Below are 21,367 nucleotides of genomic sequence, written 5' to 3' on the forward strand. Positions count from 1 at the left end.
GGGATCGATGGACCTCGACGAGACCCTCTCGAAGCGCGACGAGATCAACGCCCGCCTGCTGTCGGTGGTCGACCATGCGACCGAATCGTGGGGCGTGAAGATCACGCGGGTCGAGGTGAAGGACATCCGCCCGCCCGCCGACATCGTCAACGCGATGGGCCGCCAGATGAAGGCCGAGCGCGAGAAGCGCGCCGTCATCCTCGAATCCGAAGGCAGCCGCGCGTCCGCCATCCTGCGGGCGGAGGGCGAGAAGCAGGCGCAGATCCTGGAGGCGGAGGGCCGGCGCGAAGCCGCCTTCCGCGATGCCGAGGCGCGCGAGCGCGCCGCCGAGGCGGAGGCGAAGGCGACCCAGCTCGTCAGCGCCGCGATCGCCGGCGGCGAGGCGCAGGCGATCAACTATTTCGTCGCCCAGAAATATGTCGAGGCGGTCAGCCAGTTCGCGACCTCCCCCAACGCCAAGACGATCCTGTTCCCGGTCGAGGCGACCCAGCTGATCGGCACGCTCGGCGGCATCGGCGAGATTGCGCGCGAGGCGCTGGGCCAGGATGGCGGCGCCCGCGCCTCCGCCGCAAAACCGCCGCACGTGCCCGAACGGTGATGCGCGCATGACGACCGACTGGGAATGGGCGTGGCTGGTCGGCGGGGTAGTGCTGGCCATCGCCGAACTCGCCGTGCCCGGCATCTTCCTGATCTGGATCGGCGCGGCGGCGATACTGACGGGCTTCGCGACGATGGCGTTCGGCCCTCCCTTGCCGGCGCAGCTCGGCCTGTTCGCGGCGCTCGCCGTCCTGGCGGTCTATCTCAGTCGGCATGTGTTGGACCGCGTGCCCATCATCAGCGACGATCCTCTGCTGAACGAGGGCACGGCCCGCCTGATCGGGCGGGTCGTAACGGTCGTCGAGCCGATCGAGCGCGGCGAGGGTCGCGTGCGCGTAGGCGATGGCGTCTGGACCGCGACCGGGCCAGATGCCTCCGCCGGCACGCGCGTCGAGATCATCCGCGCGATCGGGGCTCGGCTGGTGGTCGAGCCCCTGCCCCCTTCCGAACCAGTTGAGCCGGCCCGGCTGACCCGCTAAGCGCCCTCGCTTGGCCGGACCTCGAAAGGCGACCATGTCCGCATCGATCGCGCTCGTCGACGACGACCGCAATATCCTGACCTCGGTCTCGATCGCGCTTCAGGCCGAAGGGTTTGCGGTGCGCGTCTATACCGACGGCGAAAGCGCGCTGCGCGCGCTGTCCGATAATCCCCAAGATCTCGCGGTCCTCGACATCAAGATGCCGCGCCTCGACGGAATGGAGCTGCTTCGCCGCCTGCGCGAAAAGATGCCCCTGCTCCCCGCGATCTTCCTCACGTCGAAAGACGATGAGCTGGACGAGGCCCTCGGCCTCGCGCTCGGCGCGGACGATTACATCACCAAGCCGTTCAGCCAGCGGCTGCTGATCGCGCGCATCCGGGCGATCCTGCGCCGCGTCGAGATGCGCGACCGCCCCGACGATCCGGCCGAGCCGGCGCCCGAAAAGATCGTGCGCGGCCGGCTGGAGATGGACCCCGCGCGCCATCGGGTAAATTGGGGTGGCCGGGCCGTCACGCTGACGGTGACCGAATTCCTCATCCTCGAAGCGTTGGCGCAGCGGCCAGGCTTCGTGAAATCACGCGACCAGCTGATGGATACCGCTTATCAGGACGACGTCTATGTCGACGACCGCACCATCGACAGCCACATCAAGCGACTCCGCCGCAAGTTCCGCGCCGTCGACCCCGATTTCAAGGGCATCGAAACTCTTTATGGCGTGGGCTACCGTTTTTCGGACGAATGACGGCGGCGGGGAAAGCCGCATTCCAGGCCCGCTTTCGCTCCGCGCGCGCATCCTTGCGGTCAACATCATCCCGCTGCTCGTGCTGGCGGGCGGCTTCTTCTATCTCGACAGCTTCCGCACCCAGTTGATCGAGGAGCGGACCGACCGGCTGGCGACCGAGACCCGGCTCGCCGCCGGCGCGGTGGCGGCCGCGCATGCCGACGAAGTGCAGGCACTGCTGACCCGCCTGGGATCGACTGACGACATCCGCCTTCGCCTCTATCGCGGCGATGGCGCGCCGATCGACAGCTGGACCGGTGTCGCGCCGACCTACACGCTGCGCGATCCGTCCGAGGAGCCGTGGCGGCGCCATGTCGCACGCGCGCTCGACAAGGCGATCGACCGCATCGTTGGCGCGGAGGTGCCCGAGCCGTTCGTCGAACCCGCCGTCGACCGCGTGACCGCATGGCCGGAAGCAATCCGGGCGCAGGCCAGCGGCCATGTCGAAACCGCGATCCGCCGCGCGCCCGCGCGCACGCCGGTCCTGTCCGCCGCCGTCCCGGTGCCGGGACGCGGGACCCTGCTGATTACCAGCGATCAGCGCGACGTCATCCGCACCGTGCGCGCGGAGCGCTTCTGGCTCGGGCTCGTCCTGTTGGGCACGGCGGCGTTGACCGTCGCCATGTCGCTTTGGCTTGCGCGCACCATTGCCCGGCCGCTCCGCCGGCTGGCGCTGGCGGCGCACCGCGTCCGCCTCGGTCGCTCGCGTGAGGTTCAGGTGCCCCGCCTGCCCTCGCGCCGCGACGAGATCGGGACGCTTGCCCGCGCGTTGTCGGACATGAGCCAGGCGCTGCGCCAGCGGATCGACGCGACCGAGGCGTTCGCCGCTGATGTCGCGCATGAGATGAAGAACCCGCTGGCCTCGCTCCGCTCCGCGATCGACAGCCTCGAACGGGTGAGCGAGCCCGATTTGCGCGAACGCCTGCTGACCGTGATCCGCGACGATGTCCGGCGGCTCGACCGCCTGATCACCGACGTGTCCGAAGCGTCGCGGATGGATGCGGAGCTGTCGCGCGCGCGGTTCGAGACGATCGACGTGGGACACATGATCGAGCAACTGGTGGATGCGCGCGAGGCGCGCGGCCTGCCCCATCAGATCCGTCTCGCCTTCGGCCGGCCACATCGCGGCAGCGCGGTCGTGTTCGGCGAGGGGCACCGCCTTGCCCGCGCGCTGGAAAACCTGATCGACAATGCGATCAGCTTCTCCCCGCCCGGCGGGCTCGTCCAGGTCACCGCGACGCGCGACGGCGCGCAGGTCGTGCTGCGGGTCGAGGATGACGGTCCCGGCGTGCCGTCCGAGCAACGTGCCGCCATCTTCAACCGCTTCCACTCGATCCGGCCCGAGGGCGAAGAATTTGGCCGCCATTCGGGCCTCGGCCTCGCCATCGCGAAGGCGATCGTCGAGGGGCATCAGGGGCATATTTCGGTCACCGACCGGGACGACGACAATCAGGGCGCGCGCTTCGTGATCCGCCTGCCCGCCGCCGAAAAGTGACCTTGCTGCACGCCACCTGCGTCGCGATCGGCGGGCGGGGCGTGTTGCTGACCGGTGCACCGGGGGCCGGCAAGTCCGATCTCGCGCTCCGCCTGATCGATCGCGGCGCAATATTGGTGGCGGACGACGGCGTGGCGGTGCGCGCCGATGGCGGCCGCCTGCTCGCCGCGCCTGGGCCCAATATAGCCGGCCGGATCGAGGTGCGCGGGCTAGGCATCCTCGCCCTGCCCCATGTGACGGACCTACCCCTCGCACTCGCCGTGGCGCTCGACCAGCCGGTGCCGCGCATGCCGGACGAAGAGCCGCTGACGCGTCTGATCGAAGGCATCGCCCTGCCCGTGCTCGCGCTGGAGCCATTTGCGGCATCCGCGCCGGTAAAGGTAGAGAAAGCCTTGTTGCTGTATGGGCTGTCCGCATGACCAGTCCCAGCCGTATCCTGCTCGTCACCGGCCTGTCGGGGGCCGGGCGTACCACCGTCCTCAAGACGCTTGAGGATATCGGGTGGGAGACGGTCGACAATCTGCCGCTCGGCCTGCTCGACCGCCTCTTGTCCAGTCCGCCGGCGGAGGGCGCGCCCGACGGCGCCCGCCCGCTCGCGATCGGGATCGACAGCCGCACGCGCGGGTTCGACGCCGCGTCCATTCTGCGCCGCGTCGCGCGGCTGCGCGAGGGCGGCGGCACAGACGCAGAGGTCCTGTTCGTCGACGCCAGCGATACGGTGCTAACGCAGCGTTTCTCCTCGACCCGCCGCCGGCATCCGCTCGCGCTCGACCGCCCGACCGAGGACGGTATCGCGCACGAACGCGCGATGCTCGCGGAACTCGCCGATGCGGCCGATCACCTGATCGACACCACCGAATCGACCACGAACGCGCTGCAGCAGGACATCCGCCGCCGCTTCGCCGACAGCGCTTCCATGACCCCGACGCTGACGGTTCTCTCGTTCAGCTACAAACGCGGGCTGCCGCGCGACGCCGATCTCGTCATCGACGTCCGGTTCCTGCGCAATCCGCACTGGGATCCGCTGCTGCGGCCGGGGACGGGGCGCGACGACGACGTATCCGCCTTCATCGCCGCCGATCCCGCCTATGCCGATTCGGTCGCGCAGATCGAACGCCTCCTGCTCCTGTTGCTGCCGCGCTACGGCGAGCAGGGGAAATGCTACGTCACGGTCGCGTTCGGCTGCACCGGGGGTCGCCATCGATCGGTGCACATGGCCGAACTGACGGGGCAGAGGTTGCGCGCGGCCGGTTTTTCGCCCACCATCCTGCATCGCGATCTGGCGGGCAAACAGCCGGACGCGGGGAAAAGGGTGCCGACCGAAGGCAGGGAAGCAGTCGTGACGGTGGGCAAATGATCGGTCTGGTGCTGGTAACGCATGGCCAGCTGGCTGCGGAGTTCATACGCGCGATGGAGCACGTCGTCGGACCACAGCAGGGTATCGAGGCAATCTGCATCGGTCCCGAGGACGATATGGAGGCGCGGCGCGCGGACATCGCCGGCGCGGTCGCCAAGGTCGAACAGGGTCGTGGGGTGATCGTGCTGACTGATCTGTTCGGCGGCACGCCGTCTAACCTCGCGATCTCGCTGATGGATCCGGGCAAGGTGGAGGTTATCGCAGGCGTCAACCTGCCGATGCTGATCCGGCTGGAGGGCGCACGCAAGGTGATGAAGGTCCAGGCGGCCGTCGCCGCCGCGCGCGAGGCGGGCCGCAAATATATTTCGGTGGCGTCGGAGGTGCTCGGGGCGGCCGCTGCATGACCAACGAACGCACGGTCCTCATTTCGAATCGGCGCGGCCTTCATGCTCGCGCCTCCGCCAAGTTCGTCACGCTCGCCTCGTCGCAGGCAGCGGAGATCGCGGTCGAGAAGGACGGATCGCGCGTCGCGGGCACGTCGATCATGGGGCTGATGATGCTCGGCGCGGCGATGGGCGACCATGTCACGATCAGCGCGCGGGGTGAAGGCGCCGAAACCGCGCTCAATGCGCTGTGCGGCCTCGTCGAGTCGAAGTTCGGCGAGGAATAGGCGCCGCTTCAGGCGATCCAGCGGCTCACCAGCCAGATATTCGCCGCCACGATCAGCGCGAACAACCCCCACGCGACCCACCGTACCAGCATCGGGCTGCGGAAGCGGCCCATGATCGCCCGATCCCCGGTGAAGCGGATCAGCGGGTAGAGCGCGAACGGAAGCTGGAGCGACAGCACCACCTGCGTCAGCACCAACAGGCGCCCGACCGCATGTTCCCCCAGCCATAGCACCCCCGCCAGGGCCGGGATCAGCGCAAGCCCGCGCGTGATCACCCGCCGCACCCAGCACGGTATGCGCAGGTCGAGAAACCCTTCCAGGATGACCTGCCCCGCGATCGTGCCCGTGAAGGTCGCGCTTTGCCCCGACGCGAGCAGCGCGACCGCGAACAGCAGCCCCGCGAGCGACGCCCCGGTCAGCGGCTCGAGCAGCCGATAGGCATCCTCGATATCCGCCACGCCCTGATAGCCGCCCTCGTGAAACGTCGCGGCCGCCAATATCAGGATCGCGCCGTTGATCACCGTCGCCAGCAGCAGAGCGACGACGATGTCCAAAGTGGCGAAGCGGAGCGCGCCGCGGAGCGCCCCCTCCCCCGGCGCGGTCAGACGGGTCTGCACCACCGCCGAGTGGAGATAGAGATTGTGCGGCATCACCGTCGCGCCGAGGATGCCAACCGCGAGATATAGCGCGTGCGTGTCGCCGAAAATGTCGAGCTTTGGCGTCACTCCGTGCAGGATGCCCCGCCAGCTCGGCTCCGCGATCGCGAGTTGCAGAGCGAAGCACACGGCGATCGTCGCGATCAGCCCGATGATGATCGCCTCGATCTGGCGAAACCCCTTCCCCCTCAGGCCCAACACCACGATCGTGTCGAGGCCGGTCAGCAGGACGCCGAGCCACAGCGGAATGCCGAGCAGCAGGTTGAAGGCGAGCGCGCTGCCCAGCACCTCCGCAATGTCGGTCGCGATGATCGCCAACTCCGCGAGCAGCCACAGCGCATGGCACGCAGCGGGACTGTAATGTTCGCGCGCCATCCGGCCCAGATCGAAGCCGGTGACGAGACCCAGCCGCATCGCCAGCCACTGCAGCAGGATGGCGGCGAGCCCGCAGCCCGCGACCACGAACAACAGATCGTAGCCGTAGCGCGCGCCCGCCTCGATATCGGTCGCCCAATTGCCGGGGTCCATTTAGCCGACCGCGACGAGCAGGCCCGGCCCGGCGGAGCGCAGTGCCTTGCGCCAGAACGGCATGTCCGCAGGCACCATGACGGTGCCGCGCACCTCGGACGGGCAGAAGGGCGCCGTGGCGACGCGGGGCAGCTGGAACCGCATCGGCCGGCCCTAGAACCTGCCTCTGCCGCGCGGAAGTGCCCGGCGCGGCGTCAGACGGACAAGGCGTTCTCGGGGCTGGTGGAGCGGGGATGCCGGAGATGTTCGGCAAGGAAGCGAAGGCAATAGCGCACCTTCGCCGTTTCGCCCTGCGCCGCCGCGAAGAGCGCGACGACCGGCGATGCGGGAAACTCCACCTCGGGGAGAACCTCTTCCAGATGGCCCGCCTCGATATCCTCCGCAACATCCCAGAGCGACTTGATCACGATGCCGGCACCATCGAGCGCCCAGACCCGCGCCAGTTCGCCGTCATTGGTACTCAGCGCCTTGCGTGGGCGGATCGAATCACCGCCCACCGCCAGCCAGGGGTCGTTCTGCTGACCGCCGATCAGGATGCAATCGTGGCGCGTCAGATCGGCGCGATGCCGGGGGCGGCCGCGACGGTCGAGATAAGCCGGCGCAGCGCACATCACGCGGGGATTGTCCGCCAGGCGCTTCATCTGCAGCCGGCTGTCCGGCGGCGTATCGAAGCAGATGGCCAGATCGAACCCCGTTTCGATGATGCTCGCGGCCTTGTCCGACGTTTCCAGGTGCACCTGCACCTCCGGATGGAGCATCGCGAAGCGTTGCAACAGCGGCGCCAGCCTGCGCCGTCCGAACGCGACCGTGGTGGTGACGCGCAGCGTACCGCTGGCATCGGTCGCATTCCGCGATACGGCCAGCTCCGCCGCCTCCATCTCCGCCAGCGCGCGGCTGGCTCCCGCATGGAAGATCTCGCCTTCCTCGGTCAGCGTGAGATAGCGGCTGTTGCGGCGGATGAGCGGCGTGCCCAGCCGGCTTTCGAGCTGCGCCAGCCGACGGCTGGTGGCGGCGACCGACAGGCCCAGGCGCTGTGCGGCGGTGGACAGGCTGCCCGCCTCGGCGATCTTCACGAATGCGGCCGCTTCTGAAAAGGGATCTGCCATCGGGCCTTCACTTATGTAACGCGGCGATGCCAACAAGTCGGCCCATGTTGCAGTTGCGTATTAAAACGCGTCTGTGTGTCGCAATTGTAAACCAAGGCCCACCAAAACTTGCTTCAATTGCGCCATTCGCAAAGCTGCGTTGCGCGTGTCCGGATCGATTGACGCTCGTTGTGCACCACAACAGATTTGTACTTGGGCGCCTCCGGTCGCCTGGCAAACGAACGCTTTCGAGAATGGAGACGCAAGGATGGCCACCCAAATCGCGACCCTGAAACGCGCGCGCCCGGCGATCGCCTGGAACGACATCGAAGCGCTTCCGCTCTATGCGGCTTTCATCATCGGGGCCGCTTTCCTGTGGTTCGCCTTTACCGATCTTACCCCGACGGTCCGCACCACCACGCTGAAGGTTGTCGGCATCATGGGCTGTCTGGCCCTGCGCCACGCCTGGCTGAAACTGGATGACGACGTCCCGGCGCGATCCTGACAGCCGGGATCGGAATGAAGCCGCGACCGAGTAGCGTAGATGATCGTCGATAAAACACCGCGGATCCGCCATTCCTTCCGGACCGCTTGGCATGCTCTGTCCGCGCTGTTCCTGTGGGACATCGCCGTCACGATTTTCTACTTCCTGTCGCCGTTCCGGGCACCGGCGCTACCGCTGACCCTGTTCGGCACCGCGCTGGCGCTTTTTCTCGGTTTCCGCGTCAATTCGGCCTATCAGCGCTGGTGGGAAGCGCGGATCCTGTGGGGATCGATGATCAATGCCTCGCGCAGCTTCACGCGCGGGGTGCTCGCCTTCCTGCCCAAGCGCGAGGATACGCGGACGCTACGCGACGATCTCGTCCTGCGCCACATCGCTTATGTGCAGGCGCTTCGCTGCCAGCTCCGCCGTCAGGATCCCCTTTCCGAAATCCGTCGTCTGTTGGGCGACCGCGTCGAACCCGCCATTCTCGACTTCCAGAATCCGGCCAATGGCCTGCTGCACGGGTCCAGCGTCACGATAGCCGAAGCGCAGGACAATGGCCTGATCGACACGATCCAGCAGACCCAGATCGAACGCGTGATGGTGGACATCGCCAACGCGCAGGGCGGCATGGAGCGGATCAAGAACACGCCCCTGCCGGCGCAGTATCGCAGTTTCCCCTCCTTCTTTACCCGGCTGTTCTGCATCCTTCTGCCGATCGGCCTGGTCGAGACGCTGGAGATCGCGACGCCGTTCGGATCAGCGGTGGCGGGCTTCATGTATCTCGCCGTTCTTCAGATCGGCGACGACCTGGTGGACCCCTTTGCCAATACTGCGCACGATGTGCCACTGACCGCCATGTGCCGCACGATCGAGATCGACCTGCTCCAGATCATCGGCCGCCCCACGCCGCCGAAGCTGGAGCCGGAAAACGGCATCCTCTGGTAGGCGGCGGCCACCACACCCGAGGCGAACCGCCCTATTCGATGCGCTGGGTGGATCGGACGGGGCAGGCCGATGCCCTTGCCCCGCCTCCGCGCGACGCCTAGCTATCGCGCCATGGCCGGCGCCGTGCCTTCATCGGGATCGCTGATCGACGGCTTCGGCCGCCGCATCACCTATCTGCGCATCTCGGTCACCGACCGCTGCGACCTGCGCTGCCGTTACTGCATGGCGGAGGAGATGCGTTTCCTCCCCCCCGCCGCGCTGATGACGGTGGAGGAGATCGCCCAGATCGCGGACGCCTTCGTCGCGCGCGGCGTCACCCGTATCCGCCTGACCGGCGGGGAGCCGCTGGTGCGGCGCGGCGCGCTCGATCTGGCCCGGACGATCGGGCGACAGCTCGGTCACGGGCTTGAGGAACTGACCCTCACTACCAACGGAACGAGGCTGGTCGATCAGGCGGGCGCGCTTGCGGAAGCCGGTGTACGCCGGATCAACGTGAGCCTCGACAGCCGTGACGCCGACCGTTTCCGTCACATCACGCGCACCGGCGACGTGTCGCGGGTGCTGGCGGGAATTGCCGCGGCCCGCGACGCCGGACTGGCGGTCAAGATCAACATGGTGGCCCTGAAGGGTCTGAACGAGGACGAAATCGTGCCGATGCTGCGTTGGTGCGCAGGCGAGGGCCACGATCTCACGCTGATCGAGACCATGCCTCTCGGCGACACGGGCGAGGATCGAACCGATCGCTATCTGCCGCTCGACGCTGTGCGGCGCGATCTCGAAGCCCGCTATACCCTGACCACCCTGCCCGATCGCACCGGCGGCCCGGCCCGCTACGTCCGCGTCGAAGAGCTGGGGCTGAAGCTCGGCCTCATCACGCCGCTCACGAACAATTTCTGCGCCGGCTGCAACCGCGTGCGCCTGACGGCCGAGGGTCTGCTCTATCTGTGCCTCGGGCGCGAGGACCGGATCGACCTGCGTGCCGCGCTGCGGGCCGGCGGGCGCGGGGCGCTCGACGCGGCGCTCGATCGGGCGATGGCCGCAAAGCCGGAGGCGCACGCCTTCCGCATCGATGCACCCCGCCCGGCGGTCGCGCGTCACATGAGCGTGACCGGCGGATGAGCGGGGAACGCAAGCTCGCGCTGGCCGCCTCGCCCTCGTCCCAGGCGCAGGAGGCGGCGAAGGAACTGCGCCAGCGCTACGAGTGGTTTCCCCCATCCGAGGCGGAAATCATGGTCGCGCTGGGCGGCGACGGATTCCTGCTGCAGACGCTGCACGCAATGCTCGACCGGCACCGCCCGATCCCGGTGTTTGGAATGAATCTCGGCACGGTCGGCTTCCTGATGAATAGCTGGAGCCCGGATCTTCTCGAAAATCGGCTCATGGCGGCACGCGCCATCCGCGTGGCGCCGTTGCGGATGGAAGCGACGACGGTAGACGGCCAGAGCCATTCGCTGTCCGCGATCAATGAAGTGTCGCTGCTGCGCGAGACGCGCCAGACCGCCTGGATCGAAGTCAGCGTCGATCAGCGCGTGGTCCTACCCGAGCTTGTCGCCGACGGCGTGCTCGTGGCGACCCCCGCCGGTTCGACCGCCTACAATTTTTCGGCGCACGGGCCGATCCTGCCACTCGAATCGTCGATGGTGGCGCTGACCCCGATCAGCCCCTTCCGCCCCCGCCGGTGGCGCGGCGCGATCCTGCCCGACCGGACACGCATCCGGTTCCGCGTGCTCGATCCGGTCAAGCGCCCGGTCTCGGCCGTCGCCGACCAGCGTGAGGTGCGCGACGTGGCCCGCGTGGAGATCACGGTCGACCGGGGCAGCCCGCTCACCTTGCTGTTCGATCCGGAGCACGCTCTGGACGATCGGATCGCGATGGAGCAATTCGCGATCTGAGGGCCTTGCAAGCGCGGAAAAAGCGCTGCTATAGGCCGCCCCGCGGTAAGGCCGCGAACGTGTTCCCCGATAGCTCAGCGGTAGAGCTCTCGACTGTTAATCGAGCGGCCGTTGGTTCGAATCCAACTCGGGGAGCCATTAACAAAGCGGACAACGCGGCTGTTCTCGTCAGTGCGGCGCTCGCAGGCACAGGCCTCACCGGACTTCTATAGGCTCTGATCGCCGAACACCTCGCATCTGCGCGCTGGATGAGTTGGTGCCCGTTATCCGCTCTCGAGATCTCCGCGATCCGACCCGCTAGATAACATCGTACCTTTCATTCGGCATGCTGACAGGTCGCCGGCGTTGCGACGTGAATCTTCGCACTGCGCGTGCGTATGGTCTTGGTTTGCGAGCGGAGCGTGCCGGCGAGCCCCCTTACCGCCGCCGCATATCGACCGTCGGCTGCGGCCTTTACCGCCCCCGGCATGATCGTCTGGCAGTGGTAAGCTCAAGGGCGCCGTCTGCGATCAGTTATTCAAGATTGGCTCGCGCTTCGCCACTAATATGAAGAGCGGCCACGGGCCATCGGCTCTGCTCATCAAGACCGGCTAGCAGGCCCTGCGCCTGCGCCACCAGTTATCTTAACAAGGTCCGGTTGACGGAAATCGTACCGCCGCGTCTCTTTGTAGATAAGGAGAGGGCATACGGACCGGCAAGGCTTAGCGGATTGGGTGGGGCGCGAGATCCTGCCGCACGAGCGTGAGCTTCGAGGGTGGCTGCAGCGCCGCCTCGTCGCGCCGCAGGACGTGGAGGATATTGTGCAGGAATGTTACTGCCGTCTCGCTCAACTATCTGATATTTCGTCAATCGCCAAGCCACGCGCCTATCTGTTCACTATGGCGATGCATCTTGCGCAACGCCAACGAGAGCGTGCGCGGGTCGTCCGCATCGAGGCCTTTCCCGAGAGCCTGGATGATGCGCTTGGAAGCGACACCCTGACGCCGGAACGGATCGCATCGGCCCGTCAGGAACTCGGCAGAGTGCAGGCCGCGATCTCGGCACTGACAGACAGGGCACGGCGCATATTCATAATGCGCAAGGTGGAGGGGTTGTCGCAGAAGGAAATAGCGAGAGCGCTCAACGTAAGCGAAGCGATCGTCGAGAACGAGGCCGCCCGGAGCTTACGGACGGTCATCAAGCTCATCACAGGGCAGGATGGCGACCTTGCGGAAACTCCCGAACCGGCCCGGGCCCGTGCACGACGACGTTGATCTCATCGCCGCGGCCTGGGCGACCCGTCATCCGCTTGGTGCGGAAGACAGGCGCGCCCTCGACGCATGGCTTGCCGAGGATCCGCGCCATGCGGGTGCGTTGCTGCGCGCGCAAGCGGGACTGAGCGCCGTCAATCGGGTGCTGGTCGAGGGCATCGACCACGGTCAGCCTTGGCGTCAGTTGCTCGGCAAACCTGATCGACGCTGGTTCATGGCAGCGGGTGGTCTCGCAGCGGGCGCGCTTGGACTCATCGGATGGCCAAAGCTTGCCGGCGAGAGGATCGAAACGGCGCGCGGCGAAATCCGGCGTCTGCCGCTGGAAGATGGCTCGGTAGCGACCATCGACACGAGTAGCGCATTGCGCGTGAAGCTCTCGTCCCGAACGAGGGAAATCGCCCTTCAACGCGGCCAGGCATGGTTTCAGGTGGCCAAGGATCGCAACCGGCCATTCGTCGTCGATGCCGGAAGAGCGCAGGTTCGGGCAATAGGCACCGCCTTTTCCGTCCATCGCGAAGGCGGGCGGGTACAAGTTGCGGTGACGGAAGGTCGGGTGGCCGTTTGGGCGCGCGATGCCAGCGGGGCGATGAGCATCCTCGATGCCGGGCAATATGCCACCTTCACCGGCGCAGAAGCGGTGCCGGTTACGGGGTCTGCCCCTGGCGCGATCGAACGGTCACTCGCATGGCGCAACGGCGAGATCGCCCTGGAGAACGAGACGCTGGGCAATGCCGTTGCCCAGTTCAACCGTTACAATCAGGTTCGTCTGGTCGTGGATGACGAAGCACTGGCGGGCGAACGGCTTGTCGGCCTGTTCAGGCTCGACGATCCCGCGCTCTTTGCCGAAACGGTGGCGACTTCGTTGAACGTTGCAGTCTTGACGGGAACACATCAAATCAGGTTGGTCCGGAAAAATAAGAAGGCGATCTGACGGAAAACAGCCGTCTCTGGCTCATGGTAATGAGAGTCCGTGAAAAAACGGATCCGCCGGAGGGGATAGAAACATGAAAATCGTGCGCGGTCGCTCATTATTCACGAGCTCCTTTGCATTGTGCTGCTGCCTGACGTCGCAGGCGGCAGTTGCGCAGTTGCGTAACTTCGACATTTCGGAACAGCCGGCCAGCACCGGCATCCCGTTGTTTGCGAAGCAGGCAGGGGTCCAGATCCTGGCGTCCAGCCGGGTTACCGACGGCGTGCGCGTAAACGCAGTCCGAGGCCACATCGACGCTCAGGCGGCGTTGCGCCTGCTTCTACAAGGAACGAATATCGTCGCTGTCACGACCAGCCGTGCGATCGTGCTCGACCGTAATCCGGCATTTGCGTCGGCTTCGATCGGCCGCGCCCTTCCGGTGTCCGCCGTGGCGATGGGGCAAGCAGCACCGGAACAGCCGGACGAGCCCTTCCAGCCCGCAGCCAACGCTGTAGCACCTGCACAGGATATCGTCGTAACGGGCATTCGCGGCTCGCTCCAGCAGTCGATCAATGTGAAGCGGTCGGCCGGCAATATCGTCGACGTCATCACGGCGCAGGATATCGGCAAGCTGCCGGATCAGAATGTTGCGGAATCGATGAGCCGCATCACGGGCGTTCAGATCAACCGTCGTGAGGGTGACGGGTCCGGTTTCACCGTGCGCGGCATCTCGCAGAACCGGCTGGAGATCAACGGCAGAACCTTTCTCGGGCCGAGCGCAGGCGGCAGCGCCTCGCTCGAATCGATCAGCCCCGAAATCATCTCGAGCATCGTCGTCTCGAAATCGCCGTCCGCCGATATGCCCGAAGGTGCGCTGGGCGCCACCGTGAACCTGAAAACGAAGCGCCCTCTCGATCTCAAGGGCACGGTCGTCAGCGGTCGGTTTCAGGGCGCCTACACCGATCAGGCGGATCATGTCGGCTATCGTGGATCGGCGCTGATTTCCCAGAACTTCAACGACACGTTCGGTATCCTGGCGAGCATCGCCTATAACCGGATCGACACCCTGGGTTACGCTTTCGATTCCGGTGGCTGGACCCGCACCAATGGCATTGATGGCAATGGCGATGGCGTGAAGGATGCGGGTCTCTATCGTCCCAATCGCTTCATGGCCCGGATCTATGACCGCTCGGAAAAGCGCCTCACCGCCAATAGCTCCATCCAGTACCGCCCGTCAGAGCGATGGGAGTTCATCGTGGACGGAACCTACTCGCGGCTGAAGCGGGCGCGGAACAGCGTGAATTACCAGGTGCTCTTCAACGACAATGCCACGAATGCCGTTGCTGACGAGGATGGTACGGTCGTCAGCGGCACGTTCAACGGCGTCACCTTGCGACCGCTCATTTACGACGAGCCGACCGACTTCAGGTCCACCAACCTCGGCGTTTCCGGGACGTTTACGGGGGATCGGGTGAAGATCGCCGTCGATGGATCCTACAGCAAGGGTAAGGGCAGCGATGGCGGCCCGGGCGCCTCCTTCACCTATGTGGTGGTTCCCCGCGCCGGCAACGTCACCAACGCCAGCTACGATTTCTCCGCCCGCAACCCCGTGCCGGATCTTTCGCTCGACACGAATTTCGACCGTGCCGATCCGGCACAATACCAGCTCGCGTCGATTTTCGAGAACAACAACATCACCAACAACGAGGGCTATGACGGCCGCATCGACATCGACGTCGACACGGATTTCGGCCCGTTGACGTCGATCGAAACGGGCGCTCGCTACGAGACGATCAAATTCTACTCAGCGTCGCCACAGAATACCCCGTCAGCCGCCAGCCTGCTGGGACGCGGCGATAGAAATGGGGACGGCATCATTACGGTCGATGAGATGCCGGGACTGAATTATGACAATAGCTACGGCTCTTTCTATCCCGGCGTGTCCGGCAACTTTCCGCAGCAGCTGCTTTCGGGCACGGTCGACAAGCAGACCGGTCGTGACGCGTTCGGCCTGCCCAGGCCCGAGCCATTCGGTATCCCGTTCGGACCGGTGTCGATCCGCGATGTGGATCATGACACCATCGCCTTCTACGCCAAAGGCAATTTCGAAGGCGATCTCGGCGGGATGCATATTACGAGCAATGCCGGCATCCGTTTCATCAGCATAAACCGTTTATCGTCCGGCTATTTGTCGGACACCGATGAAACATCATCGCGATCGCGCTTCGATTACTGGCTGCCCAGCGCCAACGTTTCGATCGGCCTGGCGGATGATCTCCTACTTCGGCTCGCCGCAGCGAAAGTGGTGGCACGGCCCAGTCTGGCCGATGTCGGCGTGAGCTTCGTGCCATTCTTCGTGGCCCGCACCGGCACGCGCGGCAATCCCAACCTGCGCCCGTTCGAAGCGAAGCAGGTCGATGCCACGCTTGAATGGTATTTCGCACCATCCAGCGCACTCACGTTCGCGGGCTTCTATAAGAAGGTGAATTCGTTCACGATCAACGTGACGCAGGAGGAGTTCGTGCCGGGCCTGTCCGAAGCCTACGGCACCTTCCAGATCACGCAGCCCACTAATGGACGATCGGGAACGATCAAGGGCTTCGAGGCAGCCTACCAGCAAGCGCTGCGGTTCCTGCCAGCGCCATTCGACAATCTTGGACTCCAGGCCAATTACACCTTCGTGGACAGCAAAACGCCGCTGATCGATGAGGCGACCCGTGCCGGCCTGCCGCTGCCCGGCCTATCCAAGCACAGCTACAATCTCATTGGCTTCTACGAAGACAAGCTGATGTCGCTGCGTGTAGCTTATATCTGGCGCAGCAAGTTCTTGCAGGGTCAGGGGTCGGCCGCTGCGGGCGGGAGCTCGTACCAGGCGGCACGCGGCCAACTCGACGCATCGGCGCAACTGAACCTGACCGAGCATGTCCGGCTCACAGTGGACGCCGTCAACCTGACAAAAGCGATCGAGCGGCAATATCTGCAGGTTCCGACCAGGTTGCTGAGTTCGTCGCGAGAAGATCGTCGAATCTTCTTCGGCGTCGCCGCGAGCTTCTGAGAGGTTACCATGCAATTTTCGACAGTGGGACTCGTCAGCGCAGGTCTCGTCTCAGCAGCAACGATCCCCGCGATCGCGGCACAGCCGTCGGCCGAGCGAGCGGATATCATCATCTATGGCTGCACCTCCGGCGGTGTCGTCGCGGCGGTAGAGGCGCGACGGTTGAAACGTTCCGTGCTGCTGGTCTGTCGCGATGATTATGTCGGAGGGATGAGCACCAACGGCTTGGGATGGTCGGACACCGGCAATCATCGGGCGATCGGCGGGCTGTCGCTCGACTTCTATCGCGCGGTGAAGCGTCACTATGACTCACCCGCCGCCTGGACATGGACCAAGCGACCTTCGACCGGAGAGAATTTCGTCGACGATGATGCCATGTGGCAGTTTGAGCCCAAGGTTGCCGAGCGTATCTACGAGGATTGGATCCGACGGTCGGGAGTCACGCTCGTCCGCAGCCAGCCGCTGGATCGTAGCCCGTCCGGTTTGGAACGTGATGGCGCGCGCATAATTGCAATCCGGTCGAAGACGGGGCGCCGCTTCGAAGGCGCGATGTTCATTGACGCCTCGTACGAGGGCGATCTGATGGCGGTCGCAGGCGTGAGCTATGCCGTCGGCCGCGAACCGAACGCACGTTATGGCGAGACGCTGAACGGCGTGCAGCTGAAGAACAGCATCAACCATCAATTTACTCTCGATATCGATCCTTACCGCGTGGTCGGAAATCCATCGAGCGGATTGCTTCCCCGGGTCAGCGCCGAGAAGTCGGCGGCGGACGGCTCCGGTGACACCAAGATCCAGGCTTATGGCTATCGCATGTGCCTGACGGATGTGCCGGCCAACCGGGTGCCTTTCCCCAAGCCGGCCGGATATGACCCCACTCAATATGCGCTGCTCAAGCGCTACATGGACGCTGGCTACCGCAACTTCTTCCAGAAGTTTGATCGCATCCCGAATGGCAAGACCGATACCAACAATTTCGGCGCATTCTCATTCGACAACATCGGCGCGAACTATCGATATCCGGATGCCAGCGACGAAGAACGTGCCGCGATCCTGAAAGAGCATGTCCTCTATCAGCAGGGGCTGCTTTGGTTCATGGCCAACGATCCGGGTGCGCCGCCTGAGACGAAAGCCGAGATGGCCAAATGGGGCCTGTGCAAGGATGAGTTCGTCGCGAACGGATTCTGGCCGCGTGAGATCTACGTGCGCGAGGCACGCCGCATGGTGTCCGATTTCGTCATGGCGGAGCCGCACCTGCGCGGGGCCAAGCCGACACCCCGACCCATTGGGATGGGATCGTACAACATGGATTCGCACAACGTGCAGCGGATCGTCGACGCGCGTGGTTTCGCCCGGAACGAGGGCAACATCGAGGTGAGCCCAGGGCGCGCATATCCGATCGGCTACGACGCGATTGTCCCCAAGAGGGGTGAGGTCTCCAACCTTTTGGTCCCTGTGGCTTTGTCTGCTTCGCACATTGCCTACGGATCGATCCGGATGGAGCCGGTGTTCATGATTCTCGGCCAATCCGCCGCAGCCGCCGCGTCGATCGCTCTCGACGAGAAGGTAGCGGTTCAGGACGTCCCCTACAGCAAGTTGCGGGCGAGACTGCTGGCCGACAAGCAGATACTGGCACTGCCATGAAAAATGGAGAGCGCCAAAGCTGCCGCCCTGCGAAGGCGGCAGGGCGGTAAAAAATTTCAGTCCCACTTAAGCGCCTGCGGCGTTCCATGGTTTCCCATCACAGATCGATCGCGCCGGGCTTGAGGCCGATCCGCAATACCTCAACACCATGGACTCCGAACGTGCCGATCACAGTCGGCGGCGCCGTTAGTTATGTAAGTAGGCGGTGGTTACCGGCTTCAGAGCGCGGTCGGCATCGACACACCAACCGCGCTGGCGTGCTTCTAATTTGACAACTCAACCGGCGAAGGAGAATTCCGGCGGCACGCCCACCTAGATCGGCGCGCCGCGACTGATGCCACGCCACCATATACAATCCCTATCGTGCAGCCAGATTATCGGCGCGGCGTACCAATTCGAGATTGATTTCGTATATTTGCGGAGCGGTTGGATACTAGCGCAGATTTTGCTGGCAGTTAAGCTTCCGCGCGCAGTCTGTACCCGACGCCCAATTCGTTGGCGATGACGCTGCCCACGGAACCGGGACTCTCTAGCTTCTGGCGCAGATTGCGGATGACGATGCGCAGATACTCGACTCGTGATTCCTCCCCGGCGCCCCAGCAGGCAGCAAGGATGCGTTCGTGCGTCACGACCCGGCCGACGTGACGGGCGAGAATGCCGAGCACGTCATGCTCCTTGCGGGTGAGGTGGATCTCCTCGTCGCCCCGGCGAATGATCCGCCGGTCGAGATCGATGCTGAGGTCGCCGCGTCGGATCACCATCGGCGTGGTTCCGGATGACTCCCGGTGGCGCAAGGCGACACGGAGGCGCGCGAGCAGCTCGTCGGTGTCGAACGGCTTGGTCACGAAATCGTCCGCGCCGAGATCGAGCGCGGTTACCCTCTCGTCGACGGCATCGCGCGCGGACACGACGAGGATGACGGCATCGCCATTGGCGCGCAGCAGAGGGATGACGCCGAGCCCGTCCCGATCCGGCAGGCCGAGGTCGAGGAGGATGGCACTCGGATGCTCCACCGCCGCCTGGCGCAGTGCGCTCTTGCCGTCTTCGGCCTCGACGACGGTATAGTCGGCGCGGACGAGGGTGTTGCGAAGCAGACGACGGATGGCGGCGTCATCATCCACGACGAGGATTTTAGGCATTCACGAAGCGCCTCCGGACGAAAGATCACGAACGATGAGGGGGGGCGGAAAGACCAGGGCGAAGGCGGCGCCCGTCCCGTCCGGGCGATTGGCTGCCTCCACGATCATGCCCATCGCCTCGGCAAAGGCCTTGACGATGGCAAGTCCAAGTCCCGTGCCGCCAACGGCGCGGTCGGAGCCCTCCAGCCGTCGGAAGGTCTCGAACACCTCGCTCTCGCGCCCCGGCGGCAGGCCCGGACCGTGATCGAGGACGGCGAGCCGAACCTCGCCGAGCCGGTTGCGACCCTCGATGACGATCTCGGTGCCGGGGTCGCCATAACGGCCGGCATTGTCGAGCAGGTTGAGGAGGCAATGATGAAGCAGCTGCGGGTCGGCACGGACCAGCGGCAGGTCGGGCGGCACATCGAGCTGAACCTCATGACCTTCCAGAGCGCGGCGCGCATCGTAGGCGGCGCCGGTGACCGCATCGCTAAGGTCGGTCGCCTCGATGTTAAGCTTGAGCGCGCCTGCCTCGACCCGGGCCATGTCGAGCAGATTGGCGACGAAGCGGTTGAGGCGTTGGGCTTCGCTCTCGATCGTGCCGATCAGTTCGGGCGTAGCACCGTGATGCAGCTGCGCGGCCGCGGCTATGACGGCGGTCAGGGGCGTGCGCAGATCGTGGCTGACCGACGAAAGGAGCGCTGCCCTCAGGCGGTCGCGCGTCCGGACCACATCGACGTCACGCATCTCCACCTGCAACCGCAGCCGCTCCAACACGAGCGCCGACTGATCGATCAGGCTGCTGAGGAGCGGCAGCTGGTCGGCGCGAACCGGGTTGCCGACCCTGTCGCTGGCGACGCCGAGCACCCCGAGGACATGATCGCCCGCCTTCAACGGCTGAAACAGCCATTCCGACGCCGCCAGCGTCCCCGAACCCTTGCCCGCGGGACTGCCGGTATCGAATGCCCAGCTCGCTGCGGCATCGTCCATCGTATCGAGGCGATAGGCAGGATCGCTGGCGGCTAGGATTTCAAGACCGGCCCCCTTGCTGGGGCCAAGAAGTACGACCTGCACGTTGAGGAGACGGCGGATATCGTCGCAGATCATCTGCGCGGCGACCTCAAGCTCGTTGACCCCCGCGATCTGGCGCAGGAAGCCTGCCAACGTCGCGTTGGTCCTGGCGCTCGCGGCAGCCAGATCGGCCTGCGCGCGAACCCGCGCGGTCAGCTGGCTGGTGGCGACGGCGATGCCGAGCAGAACCACGACCGAGATCAAATTCTCCGGATTGCTGACCGTCAGCGTGCCGGTCGGCGGCAGGAAGAAGAAGTTGTAGGCGAGGCTGGACGCGATGCCCGCATAGAGTCCCGTTCGCAGTCCGAACAGGCTCGCCGCCGCCATCACCGGCAGCAGGTAAAGCAAGGCCACGTTGCCGAGGTCGAGGACGTGAAACAGCGCGCTGGCGATGCCGGTGACCGCCGCCACCATCGCCGTGGTGATGGCGTAACCGGCGGGCGTTCCCCAAGGCGCGTGCCGCCGTCGCGACCGCTGCGCTCCCCCATCGCCCGCGGCGACCGGCAGAACATGCACCGTCACGTCGGGCGTGTTGCGGATCAGGCGATCGACCACCGAGCCGTGACGAAGTTCGAACCAGCGCGATCGGCGCGACTTGCCAAGGATCAGCTGCGTCGCCCGTGCATCCGCGAGGAAGGACTGGATTCCCTCCACCACATTGGGCGCGGGGACGGTCGCCACCGACGCGCCCAGCTGAGTCGCCAGCGTCATCGCCGCAGCGACCCGACCATGCTGCTCATCGGTGAAGTGCGCGGCGCGCGGCGTCTCGATGAACACGGCCGTCCAAGGGCCCCGTAACCCGTCAGCCACGCGCTTGGCGGCCCGGACGAGCACGTCGGCGCCCGGCAATTCGTTGATCGCGACGACGATGCGATCGCTGCCGGCCCAGGTGCCACCCAGACCGAGTGCCCGTACGTCGTCGAGCATCCGTGCATCGACCGCCTGGGCGGCGCGACGGAGGGCTAGTTCGCGCAACGCCGACAGATTGGACTTCGAGAAGAAATGGCCGAGCGCGCGCGTCGCTTCCTGCGGCAGGTAGACCTTGCCGGCCTTCAGCCTTTCGATCAGTTCGTCGGGCGGGATATCGACGACCTCGATCTCCGCCATTTCGAGGATGCTGTCGGGCACCGTCTCGCGGACGCGGACGCGGGTAAAACTGGCGACCACGTCGTTCAGGCTTTCCACGTGCTGGATGTTGACCGTCGAATAGACGTCGATCCCGGCGGCCAGCAGCTCCTCGACATCCTGATAGCGCTTGGGATGACGGCTGCCAGGCGCGTTGGTGTGCGCCAGCTCGTCCACCAATACGAGGCGGGGGGCGCGGGCAAGGATGGCGTCGATGTCCAT

Annotated in this window: 21 protein-coding genes and 1 tRNA gene; 17 read left to right on the forward strand and 5 right to left on the reverse strand. The window is 65.4% G+C overall.

The annotated features are described in order from the left end of the window. The 8 genes from ACOJSF_RS05855 to ACOJSF_RS05890 all read left to right on the forward strand — a co-directional run. A partial coding sequence (locus ACOJSF_RS05855; RefSeq protein ID WP_420141288.1) for an SPFH domain-containing protein occupies positions 1–598 on the forward strand: 598 nt, incomplete at its 5' end. A gap of 7 nt (positions 599–605) precedes the next feature. Continuing rightward, positions 606–1,076, forward strand: a complete 471-nt coding sequence (locus ACOJSF_RS05860) for an NfeD family protein (RefSeq protein ID WP_420141289.1) — start codon at positions 606–608, stop codon at positions 1,074–1,076. A gap of 34 nt (positions 1,077–1,110) precedes the next feature. Beyond that, the gene (locus tag ACOJSF_RS05865) at positions 1,111–1,818 is read left to right on the forward strand and encodes a response regulator (RefSeq protein ID WP_420141290.1); all 708 of its coding nucleotides are present in this window, start codon (positions 1,111–1,113) and stop codon (positions 1,816–1,818) included. Further along, positions 1,787–3,352: an ATP-binding protein gene (locus ACOJSF_RS05870; protein WP_420141291.1), complete on the forward strand. Its 1,566-nt coding sequence runs from the start codon at positions 1,787–1,789 to the stop codon at positions 3,350–3,352. The genes ACOJSF_RS05865 and ACOJSF_RS05870 overlap by 32 nt, the downstream gene beginning before the upstream one ends. Next, complete coding sequence (locus ACOJSF_RS05875) at positions 3,349–3,771, forward strand: HPr kinase/phosphorylase (RefSeq protein WP_420141292.1); 423 nt, start codon at positions 3,349–3,351, stop codon at positions 3,769–3,771. The genes ACOJSF_RS05870 and ACOJSF_RS05875 overlap by 4 nt, the downstream gene beginning before the upstream one ends. Further along, positions 3,768–4,709 carry an RNase adapter RapZ gene (rapZ, locus tag ACOJSF_RS05880; protein ID WP_420141293.1) on the forward strand — a complete coding sequence of 314 codons (942 nt, stop codon included), beginning with the start codon at positions 3,768–3,770 and terminating at the stop codon, positions 4,707–4,709. The genes ACOJSF_RS05875 and rapZ overlap by 4 nt, the downstream gene beginning before the upstream one ends. After that, complete coding sequence (locus tag ACOJSF_RS05885) at positions 4,706–5,113, forward strand: PTS sugar transporter subunit IIA (protein ID WP_420141294.1); 408 nt, start codon at positions 4,706–4,708, stop codon at positions 5,111–5,113. The genes rapZ and ACOJSF_RS05885 overlap by 4 nt, the downstream gene beginning before the upstream one ends. Then, positions 5,110–5,379, forward strand: coding sequence for an HPr family phosphocarrier protein (locus ACOJSF_RS05890; RefSeq protein WP_420141295.1), 270 nt, complete (start codon positions 5,110–5,112; stop codon positions 5,377–5,379). Before ACOJSF_RS05885 ends, ACOJSF_RS05890 begins: the two co-directional genes overlap by 4 nt. An 8-nt stretch (positions 5,380–5,387) precedes the next feature. Here ACOJSF_RS05890 and ACOJSF_RS05895 read toward each other — a convergent pair whose 3' ends face one another. The 3 genes from ACOJSF_RS05895 to ACOJSF_RS05905 are packed head-to-tail and all read right to left on the reverse strand — an operon-like array spanning position 5,388 to position 7,669. Continuing rightward, positions 5,388–6,563 carry an Nramp family divalent metal transporter gene (locus ACOJSF_RS05895; protein ID WP_420141296.1) on the reverse strand — a complete coding sequence of 392 codons (1,176 nt, stop codon included), beginning with the start codon at positions 6,561–6,563 and terminating at the stop codon, positions 5,388–5,390. Continuing rightward, positions 6,564–6,707: a hypothetical protein gene (locus ACOJSF_RS05900; RefSeq protein ID WP_420141297.1), complete on the reverse strand. Its 144-nt coding sequence runs from the start codon at positions 6,705–6,707 to the stop codon at positions 6,564–6,566. A 50-nt stretch (positions 6,708–6,757) separates the two neighbouring features. Beyond that, entirely contained in the window at positions 6,758–7,669 is a 912-nt protein-coding gene (locus ACOJSF_RS05905; protein ID WP_420141298.1) for a LysR family transcriptional regulator, read from the reverse strand. A 247-nt stretch (positions 7,670–7,916) separates the two neighbouring features. On the opposite strand from ACOJSF_RS05905, the gene ACOJSF_RS05910 reads away from it, so the two are divergent. From ACOJSF_RS05910 to ACOJSF_RS05950, 9 genes are all read left to right on the forward strand, one after another. Beyond that, positions 7,917–8,153, forward strand: a complete 237-nt coding sequence (locus ACOJSF_RS05910) for a hypothetical protein (RefSeq protein ID WP_420141299.1) — start codon at positions 7,917–7,919, stop codon at positions 8,151–8,153. A gap of 39 nt (positions 8,154–8,192) precedes the next feature. Further along, complete coding sequence (locus ACOJSF_RS05915) at positions 8,193–9,080, forward strand: bestrophin family protein (protein ID WP_420141300.1); 888 nt, start codon at positions 8,193–8,195, stop codon at positions 9,078–9,080. A 111-nt stretch (positions 9,081–9,191) separates the two neighbouring features. Then, positions 9,192–10,199, forward strand: a complete 1,008-nt coding sequence (gene moaA, locus ACOJSF_RS05920) for a GTP 3',8-cyclase MoaA (protein ID WP_420141301.1) — start codon at positions 9,192–9,194, stop codon at positions 10,197–10,199. Continuing rightward, positions 10,196–10,972: an NAD kinase gene (locus tag ACOJSF_RS05925; protein WP_420141302.1), complete on the forward strand. Its 777-nt coding sequence runs from the start codon at positions 10,196–10,198 to the stop codon at positions 10,970–10,972. Before moaA ends, ACOJSF_RS05925 begins: the two co-directional genes overlap by 4 nt. Before the next feature lie 63 nt (positions 10,973–11,035). Further along, a tRNA-Asn gene (locus ACOJSF_RS05930) sits at positions 11,036–11,110 on the forward strand. Positions 11,111–11,685: 575 nt separating this feature from the next. After that, on the forward strand, positions 11,686–12,225 hold the full coding sequence (locus tag ACOJSF_RS05935) for an RNA polymerase sigma factor (protein WP_420141303.1): 540 nt from the start codon (positions 11,686–11,688) through the stop codon (positions 12,223–12,225). After that, positions 12,209–13,153 carry a FecR family protein gene (locus tag ACOJSF_RS05940; RefSeq protein WP_420141304.1) on the forward strand — a complete coding sequence of 315 codons (945 nt, stop codon included), beginning with the start codon at positions 12,209–12,211 and terminating at the stop codon, positions 13,151–13,153. The genes ACOJSF_RS05935 and ACOJSF_RS05940 overlap by 17 nt, the downstream gene beginning before the upstream one ends. 73 nt (positions 13,154–13,226) lie before the next feature. Further along, positions 13,227–16,187, forward strand: coding sequence for a TonB-dependent receptor (locus ACOJSF_RS05945; protein ID WP_420141305.1), 2,961 nt, complete (start codon positions 13,227–13,229; stop codon positions 16,185–16,187). Positions 16,188–16,211: 24 nt separating this feature from the next. Continuing rightward, positions 16,212–17,831: an FAD-dependent oxidoreductase gene (locus ACOJSF_RS05950; RefSeq protein WP_420141306.1), complete on the forward strand. Its 1,620-nt coding sequence runs from the start codon at positions 16,212–16,214 to the stop codon at positions 17,829–17,831. Positions 17,832–18,286: 455 nt separating this feature from the next. Here ACOJSF_RS05950 and ACOJSF_RS05955 read toward each other — a convergent pair whose 3' ends face one another. Together ACOJSF_RS05955 and ACOJSF_RS05960 are read right to left on the reverse strand one after the other, a co-directional pair. Next, on the reverse strand, positions 18,287–18,970 hold the full coding sequence (locus ACOJSF_RS05955; protein WP_420141307.1) for a response regulator transcription factor: 684 nt from the start codon (positions 18,968–18,970) through the stop codon (positions 18,287–18,289). Further along, the coding region (locus ACOJSF_RS05960; protein WP_420141308.1) for a DUF4118 domain-containing protein at positions 18,971–21,367 on the reverse strand (2,397 nt) is incomplete at its 5' end.

The organism is Sphingomonas sp. (assembly GCF_048594985.1).
Lineage (GTDB): Bacteria > Pseudomonadota > Alphaproteobacteria > Sphingomonadales > Sphingomonadaceae > Sphingomonas_I.

What these genes read in the sequence shown, in the direction of transcription:
- ACOJSF_RS05860 (WP_420141289.1), top strand. Translation starts at nt 606, where the DNA reads ATGACGACCGACTGGGAATGGGCGTGGCTGGTCGGCGGGGTAGTGCTG.
- ACOJSF_RS05865 (WP_420141290.1), top strand. Translation starts at nt 1,111, where the DNA reads ATGTCCGCATCGATCGCGCTCGTCGACGACGACCGCAATATCCTGACC.
- ACOJSF_RS05870 (WP_420141291.1), top strand. Translation starts at nt 1,787, where the DNA reads ATGGCGTGGGCTACCGTTTTTCGGACGAATGACGGCGGCGGGGAAAGC.
- rapZ (WP_420141293.1), top strand. Translation starts at nt 3,768, where the DNA reads ATGACCAGTCCCAGCCGTATCCTGCTCGTCACCGGCCTGTCGGGGGCC.
- ACOJSF_RS05885 (WP_420141294.1), top strand. Translation starts at nt 4,706, where the DNA reads ATGATCGGTCTGGTGCTGGTAACGCATGGCCAGCTGGCTGCGGAGTTC.
- ACOJSF_RS05890 (WP_420141295.1), top strand. Translation starts at nt 5,110, where the DNA reads ATGACCAACGAACGCACGGTCCTCATTTCGAATCGGCGCGGCCTTCAT.
- ACOJSF_RS05895 (WP_420141296.1), bottom strand. Translation starts at nt 6,563, where the DNA reads ATGGACCCCGGCAATTGGGCGACCGATATCGAGGCGGGCGCGCGCTAC.
- ACOJSF_RS05900 (WP_420141297.1), bottom strand. Translation starts at nt 6,707, where the DNA reads ATGCGGTTCCAGCTGCCCCGCGTCGCCACGGCGCCCTTCTGCCCGTCC.
- ACOJSF_RS05905 (WP_420141298.1), bottom strand. Translation starts at nt 7,669, where the DNA reads ATGGCAGATCCCTTTTCAGAAGCGGCCGCATTCGTGAAGATCGCCGAG.
- ACOJSF_RS05910 (WP_420141299.1), top strand. Translation starts at nt 7,917, where the DNA reads ATGGCCACCCAAATCGCGACCCTGAAACGCGCGCGCCCGGCGATCGCC.
- ACOJSF_RS05915 (WP_420141300.1), top strand. Translation starts at nt 8,193, where the DNA reads ATGATCGTCGATAAAACACCGCGGATCCGCCATTCCTTCCGGACCGCT.
- moaA (WP_420141301.1), top strand. Translation starts at nt 9,192, where the DNA reads ATGGCCGGCGCCGTGCCTTCATCGGGATCGCTGATCGACGGCTTCGGC.
- ACOJSF_RS05925 (WP_420141302.1), top strand. Translation starts at nt 10,196, where the DNA reads ATGAGCGGGGAACGCAAGCTCGCGCTGGCCGCCTCGCCCTCGTCCCAG.
- ACOJSF_RS05945 (WP_420141305.1), top strand. Translation starts at nt 13,227, where the DNA reads ATGAAAATCGTGCGCGGTCGCTCATTATTCACGAGCTCCTTTGCATTG.
- ACOJSF_RS05955 (WP_420141307.1), bottom strand. Translation starts at nt 18,970, where the DNA reads ATGCCTAAAATCCTCGTCGTGGATGATGACGCCGCCATCCGTCGTCTG.